A 20,125-nucleotide genomic window follows, 5' to 3' on the forward strand; every position below is an offset into this window, starting at 1 on the left:
CCGCCGGAGAAACGGGTAACAACAGACCGCCGCGGCACGGCAACAGTTCCGCGACGCAGGCATCAGCGGCGGGTAAGCAGGGTCATGCCGTCGCCGATCGGCAGCACCGACATCACCACCCGCGGGTCGTGCTTCAGGCTGGCATTGAAGGCCTGCATCGCCCGCACTGCCGGCGGGTCACCCGGCTTGGGACTGACCACACGACCGTTCAGGAAAATATTGTCGACCGCGATCACGCCGCCGGGGCGCACCAGCTGCAGGCAGGCTTCATAGTACTGCGGGTAGCTGGTCTTGTCGGCATCGATGAAGGCGAGGTCGAAGCTGCCGGCCTGGCCGTCGTCCAGCAGCATCTGCAATGTCTGCACCGCCGGCTGCACGTAGAGCGCGATGCTGTCCTCGACCCCGGCCTGGCGCCAGTAGTCGCGGGCGATGGTGGTGAATTCGACGCTCATGTCGCAAGCCACGGTACGGCCCTGCTCGCCCATGGCCAGCGCCACGGTCAGCGCGCTGTAGCCGGTGAACACGCCGATCTCCAGATAGCGGCGCACACCGAGCAGCTTGACCAGCCAGACGAGGAACTGTCCCTGTTCCGGGGAAATCTGCATCTTGGCCATGCGGTGGGTGGCGGTGAACTCGCGCAGCGCGGTCTGCACCGGGTGCTCGGTGACGCCGATCTGCAGCAGGTAGGCGGCCAGCTGGTCGTCAACGGCGATGGTCGTGCGGGTCATGCTTTACTCCAGAAAAGCACAACGCCCTTGCGGGCGTTGGTCGGCGATACGGCGGGCGTAATGCTCAGTCCGGCTGGTACACGTACGGCTTTTGCGGCACCTTGGACGCGTTCCAGCGACGCAGGTCCTCCAGATCCAGCTTGCGATCCCACCAGGTCAGGCGCAGCTCGCGGCGTTCGCTCTCTACCTGCGGGTTTTTCGCCAGGAAATCGTTCATGAATTGGGTGAATTCGGACTGGTACATGGTATGACCCCGGAAAATGATGGTCCGATTGTACTGCAAAACCGCGCCGCTTTCAGCTGTCGGCGAGGGAAAGACCGCGCGCCAGCCGCCCGCGGAAAACCGCGCCGACCAGCAGTAGTCCCAGCAGCAGCAGCCACACCAGCAGCAGCGGCAACCACAGCGAAATACGGAAATCGCTGCCGCGCAGCGGCCGCTGCAGGCTGAGCCAGTAGCGCTGTTCGCCGACGATCACCACCTCGCGCACCTGCAGCATCGCCGGCCACGCCACCGCCGGATGCGGATCCCCCATCAGCTGCAGCGCGCGGCCGGCATCCGGTTCCGCCAGCGCCGGCAGCCAGCGCTGCGGCCGCAGCCACAGCGCGATGAAACGCTTGTCGCTGGCGCGCGCCAGCGGATAGATGCTCAGCAGCTGCGCCTGCTCGCCCTCGCCCTGCAGCATCTGCACCTGCGGCTGGCCCTGGCGCAGGCGGCCAAGGTTGGCCGCCACCGCCGGCTGCCGTGCCAGATCCTGCCACGGCACCACGCCGGCACCGAGGCGCAGCGGCACCACCTGCGTCACCAGCAGGCCGTCCTCGCTGTCGCGCAACAGCGCCACCCGCTCCAGCGCCGGAAAGCGCTGCAACACCATGCCCGCCTGCCACGCCGGGATCTGATCGCCGGGGGTGGTGGCGAACTGCTGCGCCAGCTCCAGCAGGTGCTGGTGCAGCTGCAGCAGATCGCGCGTCAACAGCGCCGACTGCTGCTGCGCCTGCCGCTGGAGCGCCTGCTCGGCATCGGCGCGGCTGGCTTCCAGCGCCAGGAAGCCGCTGCTGAGCACCAGCGCCAGCCAGCCCAGCAGCAGCAGCGCCAGCTGTACGCTGCGGCCAACCCTGGCCAGCGGCGCGCTCAGAGCAGGAACTCCCGCTTGTCGTGCTGCTCGATCAGCAGCCGCCACGCCTGCATCAGCTTCTGCAGCTTGTTGTTGGTCGGCGCCACCTGCCGCACCTTCTGCAGGTAGTCGTAGGCCTGGCGCACATGGCTCTCATGCCAGCCCTTGAGGTGTACCTGGGCGATCACGGCGTTGACCAGGTTCAGCATCAGCTGGATGCTGTCCGGCATCTCCTGCAATGCCTGCTGGAACATGGCGATCGCCTTGTCGTGCTCGCCGGCCTGTGCCTCGCGCACCGCCTTGTTGTTGAGGTCGACCATGCCCTGCACGTTGTGCATGATCAGGTCGGCGCCGGCGTCGGCCATGCCCAGCTGGTCGAACATGGTCGACAGCCTCTGCAGCAGCAGCTCGTTGTCGTGGTTGTTGCGGATCAGCTGGCTGGCGACGCCATCGCCCATCGCCTTCTGCCCCTGCGCGTAACAGGTACGCGCGAACTCCATCTTTTCCTCGGCCGACAGCTTGTCCAGCTGCGGCAGGCGCTCGGCGGCGGACTGCAGCAGCTTTTCCGCCTGCTGCTTGTTGCCGCTGTGCTGCTGGATCTGGCTGTCGAGCACGTCGGCCATCCACTCGCCTTCCGGCTTGTACTTGTAGTCGCGGCGCAGCGAGGCCAGCGTCTTCATCGCCTCCCCCTTCTCGCCGCAGGCCAGCTGCGTGCGCGCCAGCGTCGCGTACAGCACCGGGTTGCGGTGCCAGCTGGCCTTGGACAATTCCAGCGTGGTGCCGTAGGCGTCCTTCGCCTGCGCCAGGTCGCCGTTTTCCAGCGCCACCTCGGCCAGCGCCTTGTGGCGGCGCACCGTCGCCGGCGACAGCTCGGTGGCGCGCTTGAGCACCTGCTGCGCCTGCGCCAGCTCGTGGTTGCCCTGGTACAGCCGCGCCAGCCAGTCGTAGGCCTCCATCACGTGCTCGTTTTCCATCACGATGTGGTGGAACATCGCCAGCGCCGGCTCCACCTGCTTCAGCGAGGCCAGCGACTTGGCCATCCCCAGCTGCGCCCACGGCAGCTCGCGGATCTTCAGCACCTGCTCGTACAGCGCGCGCGCGCTGTCGTAGTCGCCGATCTTCAGGCTCAGACTGCCCTTCAGCTTCATGAAGTCGAGGGTGAACTCGCTGCGCTCGCCGATCTTCTTGTTGCAGGCGTCGATGGCGGCCAGGTATTCGTGGTTCATCAGCGCCTCGTCGACGAAGCGGAAGGCGTCGCGGCGGCGCATCGCGCGCTCCAGCCGCTCGGCCAGCACCTCGCCGGTGAACGGCTTCAGCAGGTAGTCGTCCGGCACCAGCTCGGCGGCGGAGATCACCTTGGCCGCGCGGCGCTCGCCGCTGACGATCATGAACACGCAGGACTGCTTCAGCAGGTTGCGTTCCTTCGCCTCCTCCAGCAGGTACAGGCCGTCGTTGCCGCTGCCGAGGTCGAAATCGCACAGCACCACGTCGAAGTCGTAGCGCATCAGCTTCACCAGCGCGTCACCGGCCTTGCCGGCGTACTCCACCTTCTCGGCGCCGAACGACGCCAGCGTCATCGCCAGCGCGCGCTGCATCTCCGGCACGCTGTCGACGATCAGGAACTGCTTCTTGGCGTAAGGATTGTTGTATTCCTTGTGGTGCCGGCTTTTCTGCACGCTGGTGATGGCGTTGAAGGTCGAGGAGTGGATCGGCTGCTCGCTCATGGTCTGAATTCCCCTTTGCCGCCGTGGCGGACAGCGCTTACTGCGCGCTGAGTTTGTCTTTGGCGTAACGCAAATCCAGCCACTTGATGCCGTGCTCGGCAAAATTGATCTGCAGGCGCACATCGTCGCCGGCGCCCTCGGCATTGATCACCACCCCGTCGCCGAACTTGGTGTGGCGCAGGCCCTGCCCCATCTTCCAGCCGCCAAGGTTGGCCGCCAGCGGCGCCGCCGCGATGCGGCCCTGCGCGTAGCTGTCGCGCACCGGCGCCGCCGTTTTAACGGTAGCAGACAATACCTGCAACAGCTCGGCCGGCAGCTCGTCGACAAAGCGCGAGCGGATCGGATAGCGGCTCTGGCCGTGCAGCATGCGGCTTTGCGCGCTGGACAGGTACAGCCGCTTGCGCGCGCGCGTCATCGCCACGTACATCAGCCGCCGCTCCTCCTCCAGCCCCTTGCCGTCGTTCATGCTGTTCTCGTGCGGGAACAGCCCCTCCTCCAGCCCGCCGACGAACACCGCGTCGAATTCCAGCCCCTTGGCCGCATGCACCGTCATCAGCTGCAGCGCGTCGGCACCGGCGTCGGCCTGGTGGTCGCCGGCCTCCAGGCTGGCCTGGGTCAGGAATTCAATCACCGCCATCGCCGGCTCCTGCGCCAGGAAGCCCAGCGCCGCGTTGACCAGTTCGTCGAGGTTGGCGAGGCGCTCCTCGCCGTCCTTGCGGTCGGCCTCGTACATGGCGCGCAGGCCGGAATCGTCGATGATCAGGCTGATGGTTTCCGCCAGCGTCAGGCCTTCGCAGCGCTGGCGCAGGCTGTCGATCAGGCGCACGAACTCGGCCAGCTTGCCGGCGGTGCGGCCGCCGCCGGCGCCGCACAGCGCCTGCCACAGGCTGACGCCCTGCTCGCGGCTGGCGGTCTGCAGGTTTTCCACGCTGCGCGCGCCGATGCCGCGCGCCGGCACGTTGATCACGCGCAACAGCGCGTTGTCGTCCTCGGGGTTGGCCACCAGCCGCAGATAGGCCAGCGCGTGCTTGATCTCCTGCCGCTCGAAGAAGCGCAGCCCGCCGTAGATGCGGTAGGCGACGCCGCTTTGCACCAGCACGTGTTCCAGGATGCGCGACTGCGCGTTGGAGCGGTACAGCACCGCCATGTCGGCCAGGTTCCAGCCGTCGCGCGCGAGCGCCTTGACCTCGTCGACGATGAACTGCGCCTCTTCGCCGTCGGAATAGGCCTCGTACAGGCGGATCTTGTCGCCGGGGCCGGCGTCGGTCCACAGGCTCTTGCCGAGGCGGCCGTCGTTGCGCTCGATCAGCGCGTTGGCGGCGTCGAGAATGGTGCCTGCCGAGCGGTAGTTCTGCTCCAGCCGGATCGGGCCGCTGACGCCGTAATCGGACAGCAGCGCGCGCATATTGCCGACCTCGGCACCGCGGAAGGCGTAGATCGACTGGTCGTCGTCGCCGACCGCGAACAGCGCGTTGTCCGGCCCGGCCAGCAGCTTCAGCCACGCGTACTGCAGGCGGTTAGTGTCCTGGAACTCGTCGACCAGCACGAAGCGGAAACGGTTGCGGTAGTGCTCAGACAGTGCGGCATTACGGCTGAGCACCTCGTAGCTGCGCAGCAGCAGCTCGGCGAAATCGACCACGCCCTCGCGCTGGCACTGCGCGTCGTAGGCGGCGTACAGCTCGATCAGCTTGCGGGTGTAGGGGTCGTGCGCCGACAGCTCGCCGGCGCGCACGCCGGACTCCTTCTGGCCGTTGATGAACTGCTGCACCTGCTTGGGAGGGAATTTCTCGTCGGAGATGTCGAGGCTCTTCAGCAGGCGCTTGATCGCCGACGACTGGTCGCCGGAATCGAGAATCTGGAAGGTCTGCGGCAGGCCGGCGTCGCGGTAGTGCACGCGCAGGAAGCGGTTGCACAGGCCGTGGAAGGTGCCGATCCACATCGTCTTGACGTTGACCGGGATCATCGCCGCCAGCCGCGTCTGCATCTCGCGCGCCGCCTTGTTGGTAAAGGTCACCGCCAGCACGCCGGCCGGGCTGGTCTGCCCGGTCTGCAGCAGCCAGGCGATGCGCGTGGTCAGCACCCGCGTCTTGCCGCTGCCGGCACCGGCCAGCACCAGCGCGCTCTTGGCGGGCCAGGTGACGGCGGAGAGTTGTTCGGGATTGAGACCGGCGAGCAGATCGTTATTCATGGGGCAGGCTTTGAGGTGACGCGCAAAACGCCGATTCTACACCACCACCCGCCCGGACAAGGTTGGCCGCAACGCATTGCGGCCAACCTTGTCGCCACCGGCCTGCTCAATGAGCGTGAGAAAAGCCGTGCCGGCCGGCGCTGGCGTGATGCGGCGCGCGCTGCCGCCGCGCGCGGATGCCGTCCCACGCCTTCTCGTGGAAGTAGTAGGCGACGGTATTCACCAGCGGCTCGACCAGTGCCAGCAGGCTGGCGATGCCAAGGCTTCCGGTCAGCAACCAGGCGACCGAGAACGCCACGCTGAAGTGGCAGATGGCGAAAGTGACGGTCTTGAGCATGATGGCCTCCCGGCTGGCTGGTGATGCGGTACAGGGTGATGATAGCCAGTTGCATTCGATAGTTAAAATTGAATGTTTTTAGTACATCAATAGCGACAATTCAGATCGAGATGCTGAGACTGCAAGGCAGCAAACAGCGCAGCCCATGTGGTCGTCCCCCCGACCGGACACGGGCGCGGGCGCGGGCAACAGGATGCGGCTCAGGCCGCGCGCGACAGAAAAAAACGTGGCCGCCAGGCAAGGCCGGCGGCCACATGGTGACAAGCTGCGTCCGCCGCGCAAATTGCGGAGGCGCCGGCGCTCAGCCGGCGGCCAGGGTTGGCCGCAAGCCTGGCTTACATCTTCACGCCCAGTTCGCGCAGGCGCTCGTCGAGGTAGGCGCCGGCGCTGTAGCGCGCCGACAGCACCACCTCGTCGCGCGGGTGCAGGAACAGCGGCAGCGACACCCGGCTCTTGCTCGCGCCGGCACCAGTCGGATTCACCACCCGGTGCTGGGTGGACGGATAGTAGCCCTGCGACGCTTCCTGCAGCATGTCGCCGATGTTGATGATCAGCATGCCGAAGTCGCACGGCACGTCGATCCAGTTGCCGTCCATGTCCTGCACCTGCAGCCCCGGCTCGTTGGCGGCCGGCAGGATGGTGAGCAGGTTGATGTCGCCGTGCGCGGCGGCGCGCAGCGAGCCTTCCGGCTCCTGGCCGGTCAGCGGTGGGTAGCGCAGCACGCGCAGCAGCGTCTTGTTGCTGCCCTGGATCATGCCGGACAGCGGCTCGCTGTAGCCGGCGGCAATGTCGGCCGGCGTGTACTGCTCCACCCAGCCCAGCAGCTCGGCCGCCAGCGCGTTGGCGGTGTCGTAGTAGCGCATCGCGTCGGTTTTCAGCTGCGCCGGGATGCGGCCCCACGGGTAGACGTGGAAGTATTCCTTGATGTCCTTCTGCGTCGCGCCCTTGGCGGTTTCCGAGATCGCGGTAGAGAAGTAGCCGTCCTGTTTCTCGACCGAGAACGCGTAGTCGTGCTTCTGCTCGCTGTCGAAGAAGGCCAGCCAGTCGCGGTAGATGCTCTCGACCAGATCCTGCGGGATGGGGTGGTTGACTAGTACGCCGAAGCCGGTTTCGTGCAGGCTGCGGGTGAATTGTGCGGCCGCATCGGCGGCGCGGTAGTCTACAACGCGTACATTCATGGGAAGGGTTCCCTTGCAGAAAGTGACCGTCAGGCAATATCGGGACGGGACACGGCGGCCGATTCTACACAGCCGCGCCCGTGCACGAAAGCACCCTATTTAATTTACCAACGTCATTTACGTTGCCCGTCACGCCGCATTTTGCAGTATTAATGCCATAACAATAGCACCCGGCGGCGCGCGCTGCCGCGATCACCAGCCGCGCTTCGGGCCACGCGTCGGCGGGCGGCCACCGCATTGCGGCCAACCTTTGCCGCACGGGCGGTCATGACACGCCGCCACAAAAAAAAAACGGCAAGCCGTCTGGCTTGCCGTACGGTGCGGACGCGCGCGGCGGCTACACGCGCTGGTCCATGTCCAGTGCCGGGGTGCCCGGACCCAGCTGCGCCACCACCTTGGCCGGTACGCCGGCCACCGTGGTGTGCGGCGGCACATCGTCCAGCACCACGCTGCCGGCACCGACCTTGGCGCACTCGCCGACGCGCAGGTTGCCGAGGATGGCGGCACCGGCGCCGATCATCACGCCGTCGCCGATTTTCGGGTGACGGTCGCCGCGTTCCTTGCCGGAACCGCCCAGCGTCACGCCGTGCAGGATGGACACGTTATTGCCGATCACCGCGGTTTCACCGACCACCACGCCGGTACCGTGATCCAGCATCACGCCCTCGCCGATGCGCGCCGCCGGGTGAATGTCGGCACTCATGACCTCGGAGATGCGGTTTTGCAGGAAATACGCCAGGGTCTTTCTGTCCTGCTGCCACAGCCAGTGGGTGATGCGCTGGCTCTGCAGCGCATGGAAGCCCTTGAAGTACAACAGCGGCGTGGAGTAGCGGTCGCAGGCCGGATCGCGGTCGTAGCAGGCGCTGATGTCGGCGCGCATCGCGCGGCTGATCTGCGGATCGGCGGCCAGCGCCTCGCGGAACAGTTCCAGCAGCGCGCGGGCGTCCATTACCGGGCTGGCCAGCTTGCTGGACAGGTGGAAGGCCAGCACGTCTTCCAGCGTGCTGTGCCGCAATACCGTCATGTGCAGGAAGCTGGCCAGCAGCGGTTCGTCACGCACCGCCTGTTCGGTTTCCTGCAGGATGGCGAGCCACAAGGGATCGCGGTTTGCTTCACTCATTTCTACTGCCTTTCTGTTGCTGCCACCCTGCCAACGTGGCGGCAGCCCTGCGCTTTACAACAGCACGACGTCAAACTGTTCCTGGCTGTAGGTGGCTTCCACCGACAGCGAGATCGGCTTGCCGATGAAGTCGATCAGCATCGCCAGGCTCTGCGATTCCTCGTCCAGCAGCATGTCGATCACGCTCTGCGACGCCAGGATGCGGAAACCCTTGGCCTCGAAGCGGCGCGTCTCGCGCACGATCTCGCGCTGGATCTCGTAACACACCGTCTGCGCGGTCTTGATCTCGCCGCGGCCCTGACACACCGGACACGACTCGCACAGCACGTGCGCCAGGCTCTCGCGGGTGCGCTTGCGCGTCACCTCCACCAGCCCCAGGCTGGTGAAGCCGTTCAGCGTCACGCGGGTGCGGTCGCGCGCCAGCGCCTTGGCCAGCTCGGCCAGCACCGCCTCGCGGTGTTCGGCATTATCCATGTCGATGAAGTCGACGATGATGATGCCGCCCAGGTTGCGCAGCCGCAGCTGGCGCGCCAGTGCCAGCGTCGCTTCCAGGTTGGTCTTGTAGATGGTCTCGTCGAAGTTGCGGTTGCCGACAAAGCCGCCGGTGTTGACGTCGATGGTGGTCATCGCCTCGGTCTGGTCGATGATCAGGTAGCCGCCGAACTTCAGGTTGACGCGGCGCGACAGCGCCTTCTCGATCTCGGTCTCGATGCCGTGCAGCTCGAACAGCGGCCGCTCGCCGCTGTAGCGCTCGATCTTGTCCACCGCCGACTGCACGTAGTTCTCCGCGAACTCGACCATCTTGCCGTAGTTCTCTGTGGAGTCGACGATCACCTTTTCGGTGTGGTCGCTGACCATGTCGCGCAGCACGCGCACCGCCAGCGGCAGATCATCGTACAGCAGGCTCTTGGCCGGCAGGTGCTGCGACTTGTGGCGGATGTCGGACCACAGCTTGGACAGGTACTCGACGTCGGCACGCAGCTCTTCGTCGGTGGCGGTCTCGGCACTGGTGCGGATGATGTAGCCGCGCGGGCTGCCGTCCGGCAGCAGCTTTTCCAGCCGCGCCTTCAGCGACAGGCGGTCGGCCTCGACCTCGATCTTCTGCGAGATGCCGATGTGTTCTTCCTGCGGCAGGTGCACCAGGAAACGGCCGGCGAGGCTGATCTGCGTCGACAGCCGCGCGCCCTTGGTGCCGATCGGATCCTTGATCACCTGCACCAGCACGGTCTGGCCCTCGAACAGCATCTTCTCGATGCGCTGCGGCTCGCTCGGGTGCTGGCGCTGTTCCAGTACATCGGCGATGTGCAGGAAGGCGGCGCGCTCGAAGCCGATCTCGATGAAGGCGCTCTGCATGCCGGGCAGCACGCGCTTGACCTGGCCCAGATAGATGTTGCCGACGATGCCGCGGCTGGCGGCGCGCTCGATGTGCAGCTCCTGCACCACGGCGTCTTCCAGCACCGCGACCCGGGTTTCCTGCGGCGTGATGTTGACCAGGATCTGCTCTTTCGGACGAGGCAGATCGCGTGGCAGGGGAATCGGTTGTTGCAGCATGGTGGCCTTTCGTGCTCAGGGCAGGGTGATGTCAAAGGCCGCCAGCAGTTGCGCGGTTTCAAAGACGGGCAGACCGACGACGCCGGTGAAACTGCCGGAAATGTGCTGCACGAATACCGAAGCCTTGCCCTGAATACCATAGGCACCGGCCTTGTCGAATGGTTCGCCGGTATCGAGATAGCGCTCGATCTCGGCGTCGCTCAGCGGCTTGAAGGTGACGTCGGTGCAGCTGGTGGCGATCTCGGTACGCTCGCCCTCGCGAATCGCCACGCTGGTCAGCACCTGGTGGGTGCGCCCGGAAAAGGCGCGCAGCATGCGGAAGGCGTCGTCGGCGTCGGTCGGCTTGCCGAAGATCTCGCCGTCCAGCACCACGGTGGTGTCGGCCGACAGCAGCGGCCGCGACGGCAGCTCCAGTGCCATCGCCACGCTCCAGCCGGCGGCGGCCTTTTCCGCAGCCAGACGCTGGGTGTAGCCGACGGCGTCCTCGCCCGGCTGCACCGTCTCGTCGACGTCGGCGTGCACGCGCTCCAGCTGGAAACCAAGTTGTTCGAGGATCTCGCGGCGGCGCGGGCTGCCGGAGGCCAGATAAAGACGGATCTTTCGGGAATTCATGAGCGGGCAATCTGCAAAGGGAAACGCAATTGCCACAAGATTACCAGAGCGGGCCAGTGCCGGATATGTTGGCCGCGCGCGCTGGCGCCGGCCGGCGACACGCCATCCTGCGGCCAAGCTTTGTCCCGCCGGGGGCGGCCGCCGTGCGCGAATGTCATTTCATACAACATGAAAAATGTCGTTTCACTCGAAAAACATTGTGACAAATCAGAAAAGTGGCAATATCGCCTCTCTGATCTATAAGTCATGAAAAAATACAGCCCGCACGGCATCTTCCCCACTGCAATAACAAGGATGGCGACCCCATGAAACTGCTGCACGACATCAGCCTGCGCACCAAGCTGGCCTGCCTGTTCCTGCTCCTGAACATCGTCACGGTGCTGGCGTTCTGCACCCACACCTACCTGCGCAGCAGCGAACAGGCGATGGCGCTGATCGATACCCGTCTCAACGCCAGCGCGCGCGCGGTGCCGGCCCTGCTCGGCGACCAGTTCCTCGCCAGCATGTTCAGCCCCGGCAGCATCAGCCAGGCGCAGATGGTCAGCAACGCCCGCAAGCTGGACGCCTATGCCAAACAGTTCAACGTGGTCTACCTGTACCTGTTGTGGCAAAAGAACGGCAAGATCGTCTATCTCGCCGATGGCGCCGGCGAAAAGGAACTGGCGGAGAACTCCTTCGGTCACCACCTGGAAGAGTACGAGCCCAGTGACGGCCTGAAGCGCAGCTTCCGGCAAAACAGCATCGAATTTGACGAATACACCGACAAGTACGGCACCTTCCGCTCGGTGTTCATCCCGCAGACCATCGGTGGCCAGCAGGTGGTGATCGCCGCCGACATCCTGCTTTCCGACGCGCTGGCCTCGCGCCAGCGGGTGCTGGAGGAGACCCTGCTCATCGGCGGCCTGAGCCTACTGATCGGCACCCTGATCGCGTGGTGGCTGTCCGGCCTGGTATCGCGCGCCATCCTGCGCATCTCCAGCCACATCGCGCTGCACGCCGAGGAGTGCCAGCTGAACGCGCCGCTGCGCCCGCAGGGCCGTGACGAGATCGCGCAGATCGCGCACAGCTTCAACCTGCTGTGCCAGCGTTTCCGCGACACCCTGCTCGATGTCGCCAACCACGCCCGCGACACCTTCCACAGCGCCGAAAACGTGCGCCAGAATGCGCACGACACGCAAAGCTCCAGCAGCAGCAGCCGCGAGCAGCTGAGCCAGCTGGCGCAGCGCAGCGAGCGCATCCACGGCCTGGCGGAAAACAGCCGCCACACCATCGACGAGGTGCAGCAGCACATGGAAGCGGTGCAGCAGCAGCTACAGCAGTCGCGCAGCCAGGTCGGGGTGATGGCACAGGACATGCAGAGCCACGTCGCCGCCAACCGCGAGCTGGCGCAGCGTTTTGACGCGCTGTCCAGCGACGTGCAGCACATCACCCAGATCCTGCAGCGCATCGCCGGTATCTCGGAGCAGACCAACCTGCTGGCGCTGAACGCGGCCATCGAAGCCGCCCGTGCCGGCGAAGCCGGACGCGGCTTTGCCGTGGTCGCCGACGAGGTGCGCAAGCTGGCCGGCCAGACGCAGAACACGCTGTCGGAGACCGACAGCTTTGTCGCCAAGCTGCTGAACACCATCCACGATACCGCCGGCATTATCACCCACCAGGCCGACGAGGCCGCCACCCTGTCCGGCGCCTCCACCTCGATGGAGCAGGCGCTGGAACAGACGCGGCAGGTGCTGGCGTCACTGGAAAGCCGCTTCGGCCAGATCGTCAGCGAGCAGCAGTCTATCCGCAACGACTTGCAGCAAATGCACCACGGCATGCAGCAGCTGGACCAGCAAAGCACGCAGCAGGGGCAGACCAGCCAGCAGCTGTCGGATGAGGCCGGCAGCCTGGAACAGACCGCGCGACTGCTGAACCTGTCGCTGGCGCGCTTCAAGATGTAACGATCAGTTACCTGTCATTTTGCTTTTGATCTAATCTGGAGATTACGCCCCGCCAATGACAGAACGGTACCGCATGCTACGCCTGCTCCTGATCTGCTGCCTGTTCTCCGCCGGCGCGCACGCCGACATCGTGCGGCTGGCCGTCGGCCTCGCCAAACCGCCGTATGTCGAGGCGGGTGGCAACAGCGGGCTGGAGGTGGCGCTGGCGCTGGCCACGCTGCGGCTGGCCGGCCACCAGCCACTGGTGGTGCAGCTGCCGCAGGCACGCGGGCTGGCGATGCTGGACAGCGGCCGGGTCGATGCCATGCTGTCGCTGGTGCCGGGGTCGCTGGAAGGGGTGTTCTATTCGCAGCCGCTGCTGCACTACCGCAACCGCGCCATCGTGCTGCAGGGCAGCGGCATCGTGCTGACGCAGCTGTCGCAGCTGGCGCAGTACCGGGTGGTGGCGTTCCAGAACGCGCGCCGCCTGCTCGGCGACGACTTCCGCCGCGCGGTGGAGAGCGCGCCCAGCTACGCGGAACAGGGCGACCAGGACATCCAGAACAAGATGCTGTTCAACCGCCGCGTCGACGTGGTGATCGGCGACGAACTGATCTTCCACGCCAACCCGACGCAGCGCGATCTCAACAACCGCAGCCAGGCGGTACTCAGCTACGCGCTGTTCCCCAGCTCGCCGCGCCATGTCGGCTTTCGCAGCGAGCGCCTACGCCAGGACTTCGACGCCGCGCTGCTGAAGCTGAAAGGCAGCGGCGAGTACGAGCGCATCCAGCAGTTCTACCGCGACAAGTACCAGCTGCCGCGCAATTAGCGCCTGTTAACACGGTCAAACGGCCCCGGCAAGGAATCACCCAGCCAGGGCCGTTTTTCGCGCGCTGCCTCCGGGAAAGACCGGCCGCCGCGATGAAACAAGCGTTAACAGGCCCTAACGTTTGGCGGTGCGCGCCAGCTGGTTCAGCACCTGCGACGCGGCAAACAGGCCGAAGCTGGCGGTGACTACCATGCTGGCGCCAAAGCCGGCGCAGGACAGCCCCTGCGGCCCGCGCGCCTCGCCCACCTCACCCACCTCGCAGGCCGCCGCCTGCGGATACACCAGTGGCTCGGTGGAGTACACGCACGGCACCCCCAGCTTCTTGCCCAACTCCCGCGTGAAACCATGATTGCGGCGCAGGTTGTAGCGCAGCTTGGACAGCAGCGGGTCTTCCGTCACCTGCGAAAGATCCGCCAGCGCGATGCGCGACGGGTCCATCTGGCCGCCGGCACCGCCGGAAACCACGAATTTCTGCCGCCGCCGCACGCACCAGGCCGTGATCGCGGTCTTGATCTTCAGGCTGTCGATGCAGTCGATGATGTAGTCGTAGCCCTGCCCCAGCAGCGGCTCCAGATTGTCCTCGGTGACGAAGTCTTCCACCTCGGTCACCACGCAGGCCGGGTTGATGGCGCGCACGCGCTCGGCCAGCGCGGTAACCTTGGCCATGCCGTAGTACGGGTCCAGCGCCGGCAGCTGGCGGTTGGTGTTGGACTCGGCAATATTGTCGAGGTCGATCAGCGTCAGGTGGCCGATGCCGCTGCGCGCCAGCGCCTCCACCGCCCACGAGCCGACGCCGCCGACGCCGATCACGCAGACCCTGGCCGCAGCAAAACGCTGCAAGGCCGCGTCACCATACAAACGGGCAATACCGCCAAAGCGGCGTTCCAGATCGGCACTCATCTTCGCTCGACATTCATCAGGAAAAAACGGCCAAGCATACCGAAAACGCCCCCCTGCTGCCAAGGCGGCCGCTGCCGGTGCAAACAGCCCTTGCCAAGGCAAATCGTTGATCTAACATAAAAATTCTGCCACCGCATCCCGCGGGCGGCAGCGACAACCGGGAGATTGCGCATGAAGTTGCCGCGTTTTGACATCGATCTGGACAAGCACTACAAGGCCACGGTGGTGATTGCCTGCCCGCAGTGCAGCCACCAAACCCGCCAGCACCTGGCCAGCCTGGCCCCCGACCAGCCGCTGCGCTGCAGTTGCGGTGCCGACATCAGCATGCCCGGCAGCGCACTGGCCGCCGCCCGGCAACAGGCCGACGCCATCAAGGCCGCCTACCACGTTCGCTGACCCCGCGCGGAACACACTGATCCGAAATAGGCCTCTACAGGCTCGATGACGGCTGGCACAATCGTGTCATTGCCGATCAACCCCGACACGGCAGCCCCACGGCTGCCGTGTGTCATTTGGAGCCCGCCATGTCCGTGCTTGACGTCCGCAGCGACACCGTAACCCAGCCCACCCTCGCCATGCGCCAGGCCATGTTCGACGCCGTGGTCGGCGACGACGTCTACGGCGACGACCCCACCGTGCGCGAGCTGGAAACGTTGGCAGCCAGCATTCTGGGCAAGGAAGCCGCGCTGTTCGTGCCCTCCGGCAACTTCGGCAACCAGCTGGCGCTGTACACCCACTGCCAGCGCGGCGACGAAGTGATCCTCGGCGACGACTGCCACATCGTGTGGCACGAAACCGGCGGCGCGGCGGTGATTGCCGGCGTGCAGCTGCGCACCATCGCCAGTGCCGACGGCGTGCTGCGCGCCGATGAGGTGAAAAAGCGCATCCGTGTCGGTGACGACATCCACTGGCCGCGCACCGGGCTGATTTGCGTCGAGAACGCGCACAGCAACGGCCGCGTCATCCCGCTGGCCGCCATGCAGGCGGTGTGGGACGTCGCGCAGCAGCACGGCGTGCCGGTGCACCTGGACGGCGCGCGCGTGTTCAACGCCGCGGTGCACCTGGGCTGCGAGGTGCGCGACATCACCCGCTACAGCGACACGGTGATGTGCTGCCTGTCCAAAGGGTTGGCCGCACCGGTCGGCTCCATCCTCGCCGGCCCGGCCGCCTTCATCGCCCGCGCGCGCAAGAATCGCAAGCTACTGGGCGGCGGCCTGCGCCAGGCCGGCGTGCTGGCCGCGCCCGGCATCCTGGCGCTGACCGAGATGGTGACCCGCCTGCCGGAAGACCACGCCAACGCCCGCTATCTGGCCGAGCAACTGGCCGCCCTGCCCGGCATCAGCGTCAATCTGGACGACGTGCACATCAACATGGTGTGGTTCCGCCTGCCGGACACGCTGGACAGCGGCCAGCTGATGGCTGCGCTGGCGGATGCCGGTATCAAGGCCAACGGCCCCGAACACGGCCTGATGCGGCTGGTCACGCACTGGCAGGTTGGCCGCGCCGAGATCGACCGCATCGTCGCCGTGTTCGCCAGCGTGCTGGCGGCATGACGCTCACCCTCGCGCTGGCGCTGTTCGCGGCGGCGTTTGCCGCCGGCACGCTCAACGCCGTCGCCGGCGGCGGCACGCTGCTCACCTTCCCGGCGCTGGTCGCCGCCGGGCTGCCGCCCATTGTCGCCAACGCCACCAGCTCGGTGTCGCAGTGGCCGGGCTATGTCGCCAGCAGCCTGACCTTCCGCCGCGAACTCGTCGGCCAGCGCCAGTTCGCCGGCATGAGCGTGGCCAGCCTCGCCGGCGGCCTGCTCGGCGCCTGGCTGGTGACGGTGGTATCGCCACGACTGTTTGACGTGCTGATCCCGTGGCTGATCCTGCTCGCCACCGCCATGTTCGCCTTCAGCGCCACCCTCACCCGCTGGATGGGCCGGCACGCGGCCAACGCCCACCGCAGCCGCGGCGGGCTGCTCGCCGGGCAGTTCGTGGTCAGCATCTACGGCGGCTTCTTCGGCGGCGGCATGGGCATCATGATGCTGGCGCTGTACAGCCTGTTCGCGCTGGACACGCTGACGCGGATGAACGCGCTGAAAACCTGGCTGTCGGTCGTGATCTCTGGCGTGGCGGTGGTGACCTTCATCGCCGCCGGCATCGTCGACTGGCCGGCGGCGCTGGTGATGCTGGCCGGCACCATCGCCGGCGGCGTGGCAGGCGCCCGCCTCGCCCGCCGCCTGCCGGCGATCTGGCTCAAGCGCGTGGTGGTGGCGCTGGGCAGCGTGCTGACGCTGGCGTTTTTCTGGAAGGTGTACGGCTGAGGTTGCAATCAAGCAGCAATGTAAACGGTAGCTGGAATTTGTTTGAAGGCTGGCAGATGGCAACGCCTCGGCCAAAGCGGTCATTGACCGGCTATTTACAAAACCGACCCTGATTCTGCCGCAATTGTTCGGATATATATCCATAAAGCTGGCCAAGGTCGGTCCATATGATTACTAAATCATCCGGTATTTTGACATCCTAATGACCGATAAGATCATGACTCGTTACCTCGACACTATTCCCAAACCTTGGACGCGAACAGATATCGAAACGGCTATCTTCCGTAGCTTTACAGACGCAAAAGCTGCGATTGAAGAAACAGAAGAAGGAAAATTATGGCGCTCCATTCAAGAGTTAGAAGACTCAGTATGGATACTAAATGTCAATATTTCTGATCTTATCGATGAAATATCTCTGTTCGCAGAGAGAAGCCAGAGTCCTTCTTTCTGGTACGAAGCCGAAGGTTGTGCTGCAGAACAACATACTAGGGAGGTAAAAAGACGGCTCTTTAACTGCACTACTTCCGTCATGTCACTTGTCGATCATGCACGGAATTTCGAGAGAAAAACACCAGTTCCAGACTACCAAAATCAACTCACGACGCACTTTTCGACACCAGGAATTCATGCTTTTCTTCAGGATTTGAGGAACTACAACTCACACTGGCGTATCGCACAAACCAACTGGACCATCTCACTTGGTCCCGCCTTCGAAGGAAGACGGGCTAGGTTTGTTGTGCAAAAGAAAGAACTTCTGGCTTGGTCAAACTGGACGCTTGAGGCGAAGAAATACATCGAAGCTTCAGTAGATCCAATAGATCTACACGAGCTTTTCTTTACCTATCGTGAGCACGTTCACTCGTTCTATTCATGGCATCGCGGTGCCGTGTACGCCAAGTACAGTGCCGAGATACAGCAGTATCTTCAATACAAACGCAACTACGAAGGCATCAGTAAGATGCACGATTGGAACACAACCATCTCGCACCTTCCGAAAGATCTAAACCCCTTCCAGTACATTAATCAGTACCTATCCAAGTCCTCAATTGAACGAGTACTTTCCCTTCCACATCGGAGCAAAGAGCAAGTTGATGCAATCATCAGCCTCATGGATATGGATGAATTTTGTAGCGCCGCGCTCCGGAAAAAAACATATGCCCTGTTCGGTGTCGCGGACGAAGCATAATCTCAACGTCAACGCGCAATGCCAGTATGGCTTTTCCATCAAACAACTTCGTCGAGCGGAATGCCTAGCAAGTTACAACTTACAGATTCCCTTCCCTGCTTTCCCCCTCGTGCCAAGCGTTCCTGAGTGGCCGTATCCTCAATGCCGCAACTGGCAAACCGATAGCAGACTTGAGTTCTATTGCAGTCATTCAGCTAGAAACATCCGGGATGTCCGCGTTGGCCAATCTGCAGCCCTAACTTAAGGGCGTAACTGCTACGACGCTCCTCCCACCGCCACATCCCGCGTGACCGCCGTCCCCTTCTGCCGCACAATCCGGCCATCGCTGCCCTTGCGGCCAACCTTTGCCTGTCCCGATATGACCGATCACACTTCCGATGACTTCCAGTGGCTGGAAAGCCTCGACGACGACGCCGCGCTGGAATGGGTGGCGCACCAGAATGCCGCCACCCAGACCCTACTCGACAGCGACCCGCGCTTTGACGCGCTGAAAGACAGCATCCTCGCCAACCTGCGCGACACGCGGCAGATTCCGTTTTTTGCCGAGTACGACGGCTGGCTGTACAACTTCCACCAGGACGGCGAGCATCCGCGCGGCATCTACCGCCGCTGCACGCTGGACGCCTACCGTGCCAATTCGCAGGACTGGCAGACGGTGCTGGACATCGACGCGCTGGCGGCGACGGAAGAGGTGGACTGGTATCTGGACGGCGTGGCGCACTACACCGAGCAGCCGGCGCGCGCGCTGCTGAGCCTGACGCCGGGCGGCTCCGACGCCACCGTCAGCCGCGAGTACGACGTCGAGGCGCAGGCCTTCGTCGCCGGCGGTTTCAGCTTCCCCTACGGCAAGAACCACATCGCGTGGCGCGATCTGGACAGCGTGTTCGTGTGCCCGGCGTGGGAGGAATCGCAGCTGACCCGTGCCGGTTATCCGCGCGAGGTGTGGCTGCTTGAGCGCGGCCAGAGCTGGGACGAGGCGCGGTGCCTGCTGCAGCTGGACGACGAGGCGATGATGGCGGCGGCGTGGCGCTTTCTCGATGCCGACGGCACGCCGTTCGACATGATAGAGGCCTCCGACAGCTTCTACAGCAAGACCTACCATCACGTTGCGGCCAACCTTGCGCTCACCGCGCTGCCGCTGCCGCCGCGCGCCGAGATCGAGGCCTACAGCCACGGCGACCTGATCGTGAAACTGGCCGAGGACTGGGAGGTTGACGGGCAGACCTACGCCGCCGGCAGCCTGCTGGCGGTGGCCTGCGACGCGGCCAGCGGCACCGTTGGCCGCATCGCCGCGCTGTTCGTGCCCGGCGCGCGGCAGTCGGTGGAGATGGTGGAGGCGACGCTGCACCTGCTGGCCATCATCGTCATCGACAACGTGAAGAGCCGGCTGGTGACGCTGTGCCGGCAGGGCGACGACTGGCTGCCGCACGCCAACCCGCTGCCCAGCGGCGGCGTGATCGAGTTCGCCGACCAGCCGTGGCAGAGCGATCTGCTCTACTACAGCTACAGCGATTTCCTGACCCCGGCCGCGCTGTACCGGCTGGATCTGCTGGCAGGCGGCGAGCCGGAGGTACTGCGCTCGCAGCCGCTGGCCTTCGATGCGACCGGCTTTGTTGCGGAACAGCTGCACGCGCGCGCCGGCGACGGCACCGAGATCCCCTACTTCATCGTCCATCGCGGCAACCTCGCCCGTGACGGCAGCGCGCCGACGCTGCTGTACGGCTACGGCGGTTTCGAAGTGCCGATGATGCCCTACTACATGGACAACTTCGGCCCGCAGTGGCTGGAAAAGGGCGGCGTGTTCGTGGTCGCCAACATCCGCGGCGGCGGCGAGTTTGGCCCCGCCTGGCACCAGGCGGCGCAGGGCATCCATCGCCAGGTCAGCTTCGACGACTTCATCGCGGTGGCGGAAGACCTGATCGCGCGCGGCATCACCAGCGCACGCCGGCTCGGCATCGAGGGCGGCAGCAACGGCGGCCTGCTGGTCGGCGCCTGCATGGTGCAGCGGCCGGAGCTGTTCAACGCGGTGGTGTGCGAAGTGCCGCTGCTGGACATGCTGCGCTATACCGAGCTGTTGGCCGGCGCCAGCTGGATCGACGAATACGGCGATCCGCAGGACGAGGACGAGCGCGCGGCGCTGGCGGCGTACTCGCCCTACCACCACGTGCGCGCCGACGCGCGCTACCCGCTGGCGCTGTTCACCACCAGCAGCAAGGACGACCGCGTGCACCCGGCGCACGCGCGCAAGATGGTGGCGCGCATGCAGTCCTTCGGTCACCAGGTGCTGTTCCTCGAAACCAGCGGCGGCGGCCACGGCGGCAATACCGGCCAGGAGCAGACCGCCGAGGAACTGGCGCGGGTGCTGGTCTACCTGTATCGCCAGCTGATGGACTGAACGGCGTGCGGCCGACCTTGCGCTGGATACAAGGTTGG

General features: G+C 65.1%; 18 protein-coding genes. 7 read left to right on the forward strand and 11 right to left on the reverse strand.

Translation table 11 applies throughout. The annotated features are described in order from the left end of the window. Nucleotides 1-62: 62 nt before the first annotated feature. The 10 genes from PQU89_RS08445 to PQU89_RS08490 form a co-directional block, all read right to left on the reverse strand. A complete protein-coding gene (locus PQU89_RS08445) occupies nucleotides 63-728 on the reverse strand; it encodes a class I SAM-dependent methyltransferase (protein WP_272765431.1) in 666 nt (221 codons plus the stop codon). Nucleotides 729-792: 64 nt separating this feature from the next. Continuing rightward, the gene (locus PQU89_RS08450; protein WP_047966672.1) at nucleotides 793-972 is read right to left on the reverse strand and encodes a DUF3460 family protein; all 180 of its coding nucleotides are present in this window, start codon (nucleotides 970-972) and stop codon (nucleotides 793-795) included. Nucleotides 973-1,024: 52 nt separating this feature from the next. Continuing rightward, the gene (locus PQU89_RS08455; protein WP_272765432.1) at nucleotides 1,025-1,906 is read right to left on the reverse strand and encodes a hypothetical protein; all 882 of its coding nucleotides are present in this window, start codon (nucleotides 1,904-1,906) and stop codon (nucleotides 1,025-1,027) included. Continuing rightward, a complete protein-coding gene (locus PQU89_RS08460) occupies nucleotides 1,858-3,564 on the reverse strand; it encodes a response regulator (RefSeq protein ID WP_272765433.1) in 1,707 nt (568 codons plus the stop codon). The genes PQU89_RS08455 and PQU89_RS08460 overlap by 49 nt, the downstream gene beginning before the upstream one ends. A 37-nt stretch (nucleotides 3,565-3,601) precedes the next feature. Beyond that, the gene (locus PQU89_RS08465; protein ID WP_272765434.1) at nucleotides 3,602-5,752 is read right to left on the reverse strand and encodes a UvrD-helicase domain-containing protein; all 2,151 of its coding nucleotides are present in this window, start codon (nucleotides 5,750-5,752) and stop codon (nucleotides 3,602-3,604) included. Nucleotides 5,753-5,858: 106 nt separating this feature from the next. After that, nucleotides 5,859-6,089 (reverse strand): DUF2061 domain-containing protein, encoded by a 231-nt coding sequence (locus tag PQU89_RS08470; protein WP_272765435.1) that lies wholly within the window; start codon nucleotides 6,087-6,089, stop codon nucleotides 5,859-5,861. A 335-nt stretch (nucleotides 6,090-6,424) separates the two neighbouring features. Then, entirely contained in the window at nucleotides 6,425-7,267 is an 843-nt protein-coding gene (locus PQU89_RS08475; RefSeq protein ID WP_272765436.1) for an isopenicillin N synthase family dioxygenase, read from the reverse strand. A 337-nt stretch (nucleotides 7,268-7,604) separates the two neighbouring features. Then, nucleotides 7,605-8,387, reverse strand: coding sequence for a serine O-acetyltransferase (gene cysE / locus PQU89_RS08480; protein WP_047966649.1), 783 nt, complete (start codon nucleotides 8,385-8,387; stop codon nucleotides 7,605-7,607). A 54-nt stretch (nucleotides 8,388-8,441) separates the two neighbouring features. Next, a complete protein-coding gene (gene rng / locus PQU89_RS08485) occupies nucleotides 8,442-9,938 on the reverse strand; it encodes a ribonuclease G (RefSeq protein ID WP_272765437.1) in 1,497 nt (498 codons plus the stop codon). A 15-nt stretch (nucleotides 9,939-9,953) separates the two neighbouring features. Next, nucleotides 9,954-10,550 (reverse strand): Maf family protein, encoded by a 597-nt coding sequence (locus tag PQU89_RS08490; protein WP_272765438.1) that lies wholly within the window; start codon nucleotides 10,548-10,550, stop codon nucleotides 9,954-9,956. Between the two features lie 305 nt (nucleotides 10,551-10,855). Here PQU89_RS08490 and PQU89_RS08495 point away from each other — a divergent pair, with 305 nt between their 5' ends. Continuing rightward, on the forward strand, nucleotides 10,856-12,490 hold the full coding sequence (locus tag PQU89_RS08495) for a methyl-accepting chemotaxis protein (RefSeq protein ID WP_272765439.1): 1,635 nt from the start codon (nucleotides 10,856-10,858) through the stop codon (nucleotides 12,488-12,490). A 73-nt stretch (nucleotides 12,491-12,563) separates the two neighbouring features. Next, a complete protein-coding gene (locus PQU89_RS08500; RefSeq protein ID WP_272765440.1) occupies nucleotides 12,564-13,298 on the forward strand; it encodes a substrate-binding periplasmic protein in 735 nt (244 codons plus the stop codon). Nucleotides 13,299-13,412: 114 nt separating this feature from the next. Here PQU89_RS08500 and tcdA read toward each other — a convergent pair whose 3' ends face one another. Next, nucleotides 13,413-14,198, reverse strand: a complete 786-nt coding sequence (tcdA, locus tag PQU89_RS08505; protein ID WP_272765441.1) for a tRNA cyclic N6-threonylcarbamoyladenosine(37) synthase TcdA — start codon at nucleotides 14,196-14,198, stop codon at nucleotides 13,413-13,415. A 171-nt stretch (nucleotides 14,199-14,369) separates the two neighbouring features. Here tcdA and PQU89_RS08510 point away from each other — a divergent pair, with 171 nt between their 5' ends. From PQU89_RS08510 to PQU89_RS08530, 5 genes are all read left to right on the forward strand, one after another. Beyond that, nucleotides 14,370-14,594 carry a hypothetical protein gene (locus PQU89_RS08510; RefSeq protein ID WP_047966654.1) on the forward strand — a complete coding sequence of 75 codons (225 nt, stop codon included), beginning with the start codon at nucleotides 14,370-14,372 and terminating at the stop codon, nucleotides 14,592-14,594. Nucleotides 14,595-14,722: 128 nt separating this feature from the next. Beyond that, the gene (gene ltaE, locus PQU89_RS08515) at nucleotides 14,723-15,751 is read left to right on the forward strand and encodes a low-specificity L-threonine aldolase (RefSeq protein WP_272765442.1); all 1,029 of its coding nucleotides are present in this window, start codon (nucleotides 14,723-14,725) and stop codon (nucleotides 15,749-15,751) included. Then, complete coding sequence (locus PQU89_RS08520) at nucleotides 15,748-16,506, forward strand: sulfite exporter TauE/SafE family protein (RefSeq protein ID WP_272765443.1); 759 nt, start codon at nucleotides 15,748-15,750, stop codon at nucleotides 16,504-16,506. The genes ltaE and PQU89_RS08520 overlap by 4 nt, the downstream gene beginning before the upstream one ends. Nucleotides 16,507-16,723: 217 nt before the next feature. Then, nucleotides 16,724-17,692 carry a hypothetical protein gene (locus tag PQU89_RS08525; RefSeq protein ID WP_272765444.1) on the forward strand — a complete coding sequence of 323 codons (969 nt, stop codon included), beginning with the start codon at nucleotides 16,724-16,726 and terminating at the stop codon, nucleotides 17,690-17,692. Between the two features lie 358 nt (nucleotides 17,693-18,050). Then, a complete protein-coding gene (locus PQU89_RS08530; protein WP_272765445.1) occupies nucleotides 18,051-20,087 on the forward strand; it encodes a prolyl oligopeptidase family serine peptidase in 2,037 nt (678 codons plus the stop codon). The last annotated feature ends 38 nt before the right edge of the window (nucleotides 20,088-20,125 follow it).

Origin of the sequence: Vogesella indigofera (assembly GCF_028548395.1) — a bacterium.
Taxonomy (GTDB): domain Bacteria; phylum Pseudomonadota; class Gammaproteobacteria; order Burkholderiales; family Chromobacteriaceae; genus Vogesella; species Vogesella indigofera_A.